This window comes from Desulfobacter sp. UBA2225 (assembly GCF_002348205.1).
GTDB lineage: Bacteria > Desulfobacterota > Desulfobacteria > Desulfobacterales > Desulfobacteraceae > Desulfobacter > Desulfobacter postgatei.
In genome coordinates this window covers 1-9153 of sequence record NZ_DDYV01000052.1, presented here as the reverse complement: position 1 = coordinate 9153, position 9153 = coordinate 1, and the positions used below count along the sequence as shown (strand labels likewise).

Genomic DNA, 9153 nt, shown 5'->3' with positions numbered 1-9153 from the left:
GGCAGCCTGGCCGTTGGGGGTGCTGACCAGGCATACCTTGATGCGACAGAAACCGAAACCCGCCGGCTCAAGTCACTGGGTTACCCGATCTATGCGACCCAGGACTGGCACCCGGCAAACCACATTTCCTTTTTTTCCAACCACGACAACACCACCCCCTATGATCTCATTCAAATTGAGGGACGCCAACAGGTATTATGGCCCCCCCATTGTGTTCAGGAGAGCCCAGGCGCCCGGATTTTGATGGATGAATCCCTGTTTACGGCCATTGTAAAAAAAGGCATGGATCCGGCCTTTGACTCCTATTCCGGTTTTTTTGATGACCGCAAAAAAGAGACCGGCCTGGCGGATATCCTTAAAGGTTCAGGGATAAAAAAGCTCATCATTTACGGACTGGCAACGGATTATTGCGTCAAGGCCACGGTCATGGATGCTATAATGCTCGGGTTTGAGGTGACACTGATCAAAGACCTGTGCCGGGGCGTTGCCCCGGAAAGCACGGCTGCAGCGTTGGAAAATATGAAAGCAGCCGGTGTCGATATTTGCTGAACACAACCCAAGGGGCTTTAGAATAAGGTTGGCTGATGAATAAGAAACAACTCTCCGAGCGCGATATTTGTACCAAATTCATCACCCCGGCTTTGGCCCAGGCCGGCTGGGATATAGCCACCCAGATAAGAGAAGAATACGCCCTCACAAACGGGCGTATCATCGTGCGCGGCAAGCTGCATACCCGGGCCAGGCACAAACGCGCCGATTATGTCCTGTTCTACAAGCCCAATATTCCCATTGCCGTTATCGAAGTCAAAGACAATAACCATTCAATTGGCGACGGCATGCAACAGGCCCTTGGCTACGCCGACATGCTGCAGGTGCCGTTTATCTTCAGTTCAAACGGTGACGGCTTTTTGTTCCACAACAACATTGCCATGGACGGCATTGTCGAGCGTGAGCTTTCACCCCACGAATTTCCCCGATGAATGTCATCGGGGCACCGCTGACGCCGATTCTGCCTGGCATGAAATCCTTGAATACGTCACATCCGCCACCCAGATCGGTCTCACCGCCACCCCCAAGGAGACCAAAGAAGTCTCCAATATCGACTATTTTGGCGACCCCATTTATACCTACAGCCTGCGGCAGGGAATCAACGACGGATTTCTGGTTCCCTATAAAGTCGTGCGCATCTACATAGACAAAGACCTGACCGGCTGGCGGCCTGACAAAGGCATGCTTAACAAGTACGGCAATGAAATAGAGGACCGCATCTACAACCAGAAGGATTTTGACAAGACCCTGGTTCTGAAAACCCGCACCCGGCTGGTTGCCCTGAAGATCACCGAGTTTCTCAAACAGACCAACCGCTTCGACAAAGCCATCGTCTATCTGAAAATCGGGTAAAGATGCCGAAGCTAAACATCGAAAGGCTTGGGCAATTTGTAATTCCACTCCCCGCTTCCCGAACAACAGCGCATTGTCTCCCGCATCGACCAATTGATGCCCCTGTGCGACACGCTGGAACAGCAGATTGACGCCGCCACCGGCAAGCAAACCGAACTCCTCAACGCCATGATGGCACAGGTATAGGCACGATGTCATAAACTTAAGCATGAATAACTTGACCACAAAGAACACGAAGTTCACGAAGATATTATAGCGTACTCTTCTTCGTGAACTTCGTGGTTTTAATCTTAAAGCATCTTAACTTTGAAAGCCGGGTGGTTGGTTATTATGCCTTGGCGGCGGGCAGCGTTACCAGAAAGAAGGATATTCCTGGAGAAATAAAAAGAAACATGCCCGAACCGATTCTGGTACTGGCTCTTGGCCGGTTGGCTCTAGTTTATTTACAATGTGTAAAAAAAACGGACAGGCAACCATTCCCATACAAAATTCCTTCTTGTTTATAACCATCTAAATTTTAAACAGGTTTTTTATTTTTTTTGTTTACAGTTCCGAGGCATATTTATTGCTATTTTTATTGCTATCGATTTGCTGGTGTCTGAATTCATATTTCAGATGCGCATTTTGAAACATTGGTTTGATTTGAGGATAGGCATGCAAAATGAACGTACTTTTTGTGGATGATGAAGCCGGATTTCTGGATATCATTATCAAGCGGTTCAGAAAAAGACATATTGATGCTTCAGGAGTGCCTGACGGGGAACAGGCACTTGAACGCATTGCAGAGGGGAATTTCGATGTGGTGGTGCTGGATGTCCAGATGCCGGGTTCTAAAAACGGGATCAAGGTTCTGGAAGAGATCAAATCCCGCTGGCCGCTCATTGAGGTCATCATGCTCACAGGCCATGCCATGCTGGATGCAGCCAGGGCAGGTATGGATAACGGTGCATTTGACTACATCGTCAAACCCGTTGATTTCGACGAATTGTATTACAAGATTACTGATGCTTACAAAAAGAAATCCCTTCAGGAAGCCAAATTGAAGGGTATAACATAATCAATTGAAAATATTGATTAGTTTAACAACAAACAAATAATTAAGGAGAATGGATAAATGATGTTTTTTAAAAACATAGGCCGGTTCCTGTATCTTGGATCCCGGGCCCACGCAGAGTGGGAGATTTCCACAGCCAATACCATCCTGAGGAGCCGGAAACGGATGATGATATTGGGATTGCTTCTAATCCCGATACTTATCGGCGGTGTTGTGTTTGCGGATCAGCTTGTGGGAGGGCTTCCCGAGTATCTTGGTGGAAAAAACGCCTACAGCCCGTCTTTCTTCACCATGAAAATTTTTCTGGCCTCCATTGGTGTCGGGCTCTGTGCCGGTCTGATAACGGGTTGTATCGGAGCAGGAGGTGGGTTCATCATTGCCCCGGCCCTGATGAGCGTCGGGGTTAAAGGTATTCTGGCAGTGGGAACCGACCTGTTCCACATTTTTGCCAAAGCCATCATGGGAAGCGTTCTCCATAAGAAACTGGGGAATATTTCCGTCTCCATTGCCCTGATCTTTCTGATCGGTTCCATTGGCGGTGCAACCCTGGGCGGATGGATCAACCGGGTGTTATATGATTTCAACCCCATCCTCAGTGATGCCTTTATCACGACCATCTACGTCATTATGCTGGGCGCACTGGGCTCCTATGCCCTCATGGATTATTTAAAAGCCAGAAAGGCTCCGGGCGGGGGCGGCTCTGCCCACGGCGGCAAAGACGAAGGCTCTGAAATGGGCAGTCTTCCTATAAAACTTCAGAGCATGAACATTCCGCCCATGGTAAGCTTTGATGAAGGGCTGATCCCGGGCGGCCGCCGGATCTCTTCCTGGTTTCTGATAGCAAGCGGGTTCTTTGTCGGACTCGCCGCAGCCATCATGGGCGTGGGCGGCGGCTTTCTGACCTTCCCCCTCTTTGTATACGTGCTGGGTATCTCCTCCATGACAACCGTAGGTACGGATATTTTCCAGATTATTTTTACAGCCGGTTATTCGTCCATTGGCCAGTACGCCATTTATGGTTTTATTTTTTATACCCTTGCTATGGGAATGCTTCTGGGGTCATTGCTGGGCATACAGATAGGCGCCTTGGCCACTAAGGTTGTCAAAGGGATTACGATCCGTGGTTTTTATGCACTGTCGGTGCTTGCCGGATTTGTCAACCGGGCTTTTGCGCTCCCGTCAAAACTGTCATCCATCGGTCTAATCAAGATCCCAAAAGAAACTACGGCTGTGCTTGATACCATTGGAACATATCTCTTTTTCATTATCATTTCCATATTTGCAATCTGGGTTATCGGCACATTTGTAATGAACATCAAAAAATTAAAAGGTGAGGAGGTTTAACTATCATGGCAGCCAATAAAAAGGAGTTAGCCGGGGGTATCGGTTTGATGGCGGTCTTTCTGATTGTATTGGTCATGTTTTTCATGCCGCTTCTCAACGGACAGAACTGTTTGAACTATCTGGACAATCTTTTTAATTCCATCTCCAAGGGATCTGCTTATTATATCCCTTCAATCAAAGAGACTATTGGTAAATCCGAGACCGGGAAAGAGATTACTGTAAAACTTTCCTATGATTCAGCTGAATTGGCAACGGAAAGCGCAGCCCTTTTCAGTAAAGCCGGTGCAACGGTCACTGAAGACGCGGAAAAATTAAACATCACTGGTGATTTTGGCAATATACTGATGAATTGCCTTGAAGATTCCGATGCACTATTCCATAACAAGGGGGATGTTCTCCAGGAAAAATACGGTATTGAAGGCAGAAAGGTTCTGTTTAACTGGTGGACCAGTCTGAAAGCCATGAAAAAGAGTTTTGACAAACAGGAGCAGTTTGCCAATGGCAAGACGGTTTATACGGTCATGACACGGGCGGTTGAATGTTCCTATAATTATTATAAAATTGTACCGGAAAGCATGAGCAACAAACTGGGGACAGTGATTTTTTCGCTTGTTTTTTACGTGGTGTATACGATGTGGTACGGCTACGCCATCCTGTTTATGTTTGAGGGCTGGGGATTGCAGATCGGGCATTGATTCTGTCTTCCTGCCCCCAATGACACTGTAAAAGTTTCCGGTGCCGATCGCCTGATCGACACCGGAAAACAGAAAGCCAATGAAAAAACTTATCTCTTTTCTCAAAAAATTTTTTTCAAACCCCGGGCCACCTGACACAGGGCCGGATGCCGAAACCCTGAGAGTAGAATTTCAGGAGCGGTATCATCATTTCAAAATGCTTTTAAATGCCAACAACAGGGCATTGGAGATCATGACGGAAATCGAACAGGCCCTTTCACTCAAGAGGCCTTTTGGCAACTCGTTTATCAGGACCAAAAGCACTGCCATTACGGTAAATCTTCTTCGGCTGCTCAAAAATCTGGAACAGCTCAGTGGTGGAAAATACAACGTACTTTATATCGTGTTTGATGACATCTGTCTGAACATCAAACAGATTATTGAGCAAAAAAAAGAAGATAAAGATGAACGGTTCATTATCCCGATATCGTCTATAGACCTTACCAAGGCAGATTTGGTGGGCAGTAAAATGGCAAACCTCGGAGAGATTTTAAACTTTGTCAAACTGAAGGTGCCTGCCGGTTTTACGATTACCTCCAGGGCCTATGACTATTTCCTGGAACATAACTCTCTTCAGACCGAGATTAACCGGCGGTTTGTTTCTACCGATATAAGAGATATGGACGCCCTTTTTGCCTTAAGCAAAGATATCCAGAAAATGATCATTGAATCCCCTCTCCCCGAGATTCTTGAAACCGAAATTCATAAGGCTTATCATGACCTTGAGCTGGAAATGGGCTCAAGGTCATTTTCTGTCGCTCTCAGGAGCAGTGCCATGGGAGAGGATTCCGTCGCAAATTCTTTTGCCGGACAATACCGGTCTGAACTAAATGTCCGCAAGGAGGATCTCTCACAAAAATACAAAGATGTCATTGCAAGTAAATACAGCTTCACAGCCATCACTTACCGCCTTAACAAAGGGATCCGTGATGAGGACATCTTTATGAGTGTGGGGTGTATCAGCATGGTGGATGCACGTTCAGGCGGTGTGATGTACACCCGGAATCCGCTTGATGCAGGGGATGATTCGATATTTATCAACTCAGCATGGGGGCTTCCCAAGGTTGTTGTTGACGGAAGCGTGGACTGTGATCTTTTTACAGTTGCCCGGGATTTGCCCCCACGGATCACATTTAAAGACATCAAGGAAAAAGGAACTCGCTTTCTGTGTAATGCCGACACCGGGGTCTGCCGTTTTGAAAATACCAATGAAACCAAGGATCAGCCTTCCATCAGCGATGCACAGATATTGGAGCTGACAGACCTGGCCATCCGGATTGAAGGATATTACGGATCGCCTCAGGATGTTGAATGGGCCATTGATCAGTCCGGAAGCATTTATATCCTTCAATCCAGACCGCTTCAGCAGATGGAAGCCCACAGGCCTGACATTCCGGAAGACACTGTTCAGGGGGCAGGAAAAAATGTTCTGGTCTCAGGCGGGATGACCATCTTTCCAGGTGTTGCCAGTGGTGAAGTATTTATCCTGAACAGTCCGGACAATATGTCGAATTTTCCGAATCATGGAATCCTCGTTGTCAGCCAGGCCTTGCCGATCTGGGCCTCACTGCTCAATAAGGCATCTGCGATCCTTAGCGAGCATGGTACCTTTGCCGGCCACTTGGCCAATGTGGCAAGAGAATTCAACGTCCCGGCCATATTCGGAATTAAAAACGTTTGCACGTTACTGAAAACCGGTGATGAGATTACGGTGGACAGCAGTCGGGTGTGTATCTACAAAGGGAAAATAGATCTCCCGGCTCAGGAGGTGATGACTGGAAAGACCAGCTTTGAGATAGGTCCGGTCTACAATATCCTTCTTCACCTCAGCAGGTATATTGTTCCGCTCAATCTCCTTGATCCGTATTCTCCTGATTTCAAGCCGGAAAATTGCAGAACCCTTCATGATATCACCCGGTTTGCCCATGAAAAATCCGTGGAGGAAATGTTCAGTTTCGGCAAGGATCATGATTTTTCCGAACGGTCCAGTAAACGGCTCTTCTATAAAGTCCCCATGCAATGGTGGATTTTAAACCTGGATGACGGGGTTAAAGAAGATACCCATGATAAGTACATCCGGCTGGAAAATATATCATCCATCCCCATGATGGCCCTCTGGGACGGAATCATCGCTGTTCCCTGGGCAGGCCCGCCGCCCATTGACCATAAGGGGTTGGCGTCCGTGATGTTCCAGTCCACGACAAACAGGGCACTGGAACCCGGCATGAAGTCGGCCTATACGGAACGTAATTATTTTATGATCTCAAAGAATTTCTGCAGTTTTTCCTCCCGCCTGGGGTACCATTTTTCCATCACCGAAGCCCTGGTCAGTGAAAGGGCTTCAGAAAACTATATCAGCTTCCGGTTTAAAGGCGGCGCTGCAGATACACGTCGCCGGATCAGGCGCATCCAGTTTATTGCAGAAATCCTGACTGAGCACCTTTTCAGGGTCGAAGTCCGTGAAGACAGCCTTGTGGCCCGGGTCGAGGGATATGAAATGGACTTTATGACGGAGCGGTTAAACATCCTTGGGTATCTGATCATGCACACCCGTCAGCTGGATATGATTATGTCCAACGAATCGGCCATCACCCGCTACCGAAAAAAAATCGATACCGATATACAAAACGTTGTGCTTGCAAAATCTTGATTATAACGGATTTGGGGAAGGCCATTAATTCGGCTTCCTGGTCTTTCCCTATTTTTCAGGCTTCTTGACCATTGCACATGAATTCTCTGTCCTGTTTTTGGTCGCAATTTTAGGACAGGATTTAAAATGAGCCACAATATCTAATCTCCCGTGTTTAGATAAAAAGTTGCCCAGGTGCAAAGCGCAGAAAAATTTGCAATCAGGATTACAAATTTTTCTGCCATACACACGCTATTTGAAACTGCGCTCGAATAGATCCTGCATCGCAGCCGCAGCATCGTCGGTAAGATTCCGGGTACCTGTTCCTGCAAAGTTTTTATGGTGAATCACGGGGGTGGCCATCTGCCATTCATTATTCACCCAGGAAAACCAGGCCTTCCTGTCCTGTTCATAGACAAAAACCGGACGGTTGAACAGTTTGCCCAACTCCACACCCCATCCGGTGCCGCCCTTAACGGTCTTGTCCGGCAGGATCCACCCCACGGCAAAAATCTGGTATCCGTTATTGACCATATGAAAAATGGACTGGATAACCTTTCTGATTTTATTGCCTTTTGAAAAGGATCTGCCCAGACGGGCCGAGACTATATCCATTGAGATATTCCCTTTTTCAAGCGCCTCCTGGTTCAGCATCCGTATGCCTGTATCCCTTTCAATCGTATGACCCTCAAAGGAAAAATTAACCTCCTTGACGCCGTATTTCTCTGCAAGTTTTCCAAATTCGGCTTCAGCGCCTCTGTGCCCGCCACTGTACAGTGTAAATTGAGACGGATCATTATTCATGGTTCTTACTCCTCACATTAAATGTTCACCAGATTAAAAAAAACCGGTTTAGATTTTAATTTTCAATTGAATACGGTTTCGATAGATAGTGATCTTATATTATAAGAGTCGGTTAAGATAAGCAAGCCGGAACCTGTGTCAAGGCAAGGATTAAAAAAAATATAAACCGATGATATCTCTTATTTCAAAATATTGTAAATTGATAACAGGCACAAATGGAAATTAGCCCAAAACATTAGGTTACAAACCAGGGCAGTCATGATAAACTAAAGCGTTTTAAAAATCCTTTTCCACCATCATAAAAGAACAAAGAGGTCATTTCTGTGAAATCAAAAGCCCTTGAAGTCAACCTTTCAGATACCCGGGCAGACGTCACCATTGATGAACGGTATCTTCTGCTTCTTGACTTTTTTAAAGGATATGTGGGCATTGTCAGCCGCCTGGAAACCTTTTTAAAGGAACTGTCCCATCCGTACCGGAACTGGGCCTTTATTGTCACCGAGTCCCGGCATTTTTCCCTTCACCATTTTCATTTGTACGGCAGTGAGCCCAATGGACCAAAGGCGCTTGATTTGCTTTGTGATATTTTTAACACGGCATTTGAATCCATATCGGATCCTGAAATCAAATCCAATGCCGCAGACAATCTCATGCAGATTTTGCATTATATCGCCAAATCCGGTGCACAAGGCCTTCATGTATTCAATCGAACACTGACCCAAGAAATTGACCGTATTTTATCCCTCCAGGAGTCTGATTTCTTGTTCTTTGTCAACGCCTATTACCAGCCCGACGTCATGGCCAGGCTGATGATCCAAAAAAAGGCACTCCCTGACGACCCAAATTTACGATCTGCCTTAAACAGATTTTTAATTCGCTTTTTTGAGGTCTCTTTTGAATTCTGGCTCTGCCAGGAAGACCCTGTGGCATGGATGAAAAACAATATAGATGAGTGGCGCGGCGGACCGGATATGCTCACGCTTTTAAACCCGGTATCCCGGGAAAAGATTCAAAAAGAGCAACAGACCCTGGCGCAGATAAAAGCCCTGCCGGCCGATGATATGAAAACCATGTCGGCTTTAATGGAACTGACCGGACACAGGGACCATATCAAACGCTTCAGAGAGATCCCCCGGCAGATTTTTTCTTTTGCCCCGGAAAAAATCTATGGAAAATATGTTAAGCTG

6 protein-coding genes and 2 pseudogenes are annotated in these 9153 nt (G+C 46.6%); 7 read left to right on the top strand and 1 reads right to left on the bottom strand.

What is annotated here, in order from left to right; translation table 11 throughout:
* From pncA to B3D59_RS02775, 6 genes and pseudogenes are all read left to right on the top strand, one after another.
* On the top strand, positions 1 to 549 hold a 549-nt coding region (pncA, locus tag B3D59_RS02805), incomplete at its 5' end, for a bifunctional nicotinamidase/pyrazinamidase (protein ID WP_286817581.1).
* Between the two features lie 35 nt (positions 550 to 584).
* Positions 585 to 1386: pseudogene (locus tag B3D59_RS18420) on the top strand (type I restriction endonuclease); the annotation flags it as partial.
* 676 nt (positions 1387 to 2062) lie between these two features.
* A complete protein-coding gene (locus B3D59_RS02790) occupies positions 2063 to 2458 on the top strand; it encodes a response regulator (RefSeq protein WP_286817577.1) in 396 nt (131 codons plus the stop codon).
* A 57-nt stretch (positions 2459 to 2515) separates the two neighbouring features.
* Entirely contained in the window at positions 2516 to 3799 is a 1284-nt protein-coding gene (locus tag B3D59_RS02785; RefSeq protein WP_286817576.1) for a sulfite exporter TauE/SafE family protein, read from the top strand.
* A 5-nt stretch (positions 3800 to 3804) separates the two neighbouring features.
* Entirely contained in the window at positions 3805 to 4494 is a 690-nt protein-coding gene (locus B3D59_RS02780) for a hypothetical protein (RefSeq protein ID WP_286817575.1), read from the top strand.
* A 79-nt stretch (positions 4495 to 4573) separates the two neighbouring features.
* Positions 4574 to 7183, top strand: a complete 2610-nt coding sequence (locus B3D59_RS02775) for a PEP/pyruvate-binding domain-containing protein (RefSeq protein ID WP_286817574.1) — start codon at positions 4574 to 4576, stop codon at positions 7181 to 7183.
* Positions 7184 to 7414: 231 nt separating this feature from the next.
* On the opposite strand, the gene B3D59_RS02770 is transcribed toward B3D59_RS02775, so the two are convergent.
* A complete protein-coding gene (locus B3D59_RS02770; RefSeq protein ID WP_286817573.1) occupies positions 7415 to 7966 on the bottom strand; it encodes a hypothetical protein in 552 nt (183 codons plus the stop codon).
* A 323-nt stretch (positions 7967 to 8289) separates the two neighbouring features.
* Here B3D59_RS02770 and B3D59_RS02765 point away from each other — a divergent pair.
* Positions 8290 to 9153: pseudogene (locus B3D59_RS02765) on the top strand (pyruvate, phosphate dikinase); the annotation flags it as partial.

What these genes read in the sequence shown, in the direction of transcription:
- B3D59_RS02790 (WP_286817577.1), top strand. Translation starts at nt 2,063, where the DNA reads ATGAACGTACTTTTTGTGGATGATGAAGCCGGATTTCTGGATATCATT.
- B3D59_RS02785 (WP_286817576.1), top strand. Translation starts at nt 2,516, where the DNA reads ATGATGTTTTTTAAAAACATAGGCCGGTTCCTGTATCTTGGATCCCGG.
- B3D59_RS02780 (WP_286817575.1), top strand. Translation starts at nt 3,805, where the DNA reads ATGGCAGCCAATAAAAAGGAGTTAGCCGGGGGTATCGGTTTGATGGCG.
- B3D59_RS02775 (WP_286817574.1), top strand. Translation starts at nt 4,574, where the DNA reads ATGAAAAAACTTATCTCTTTTCTCAAAAAATTTTTTTCAAACCCCGGG.
- B3D59_RS02770 (WP_286817573.1), bottom strand. Translation starts at nt 7,966, where the DNA reads ATGAATAATGATCCGTCTCAATTTACACTGTACAGTGGCGGGCACAGA.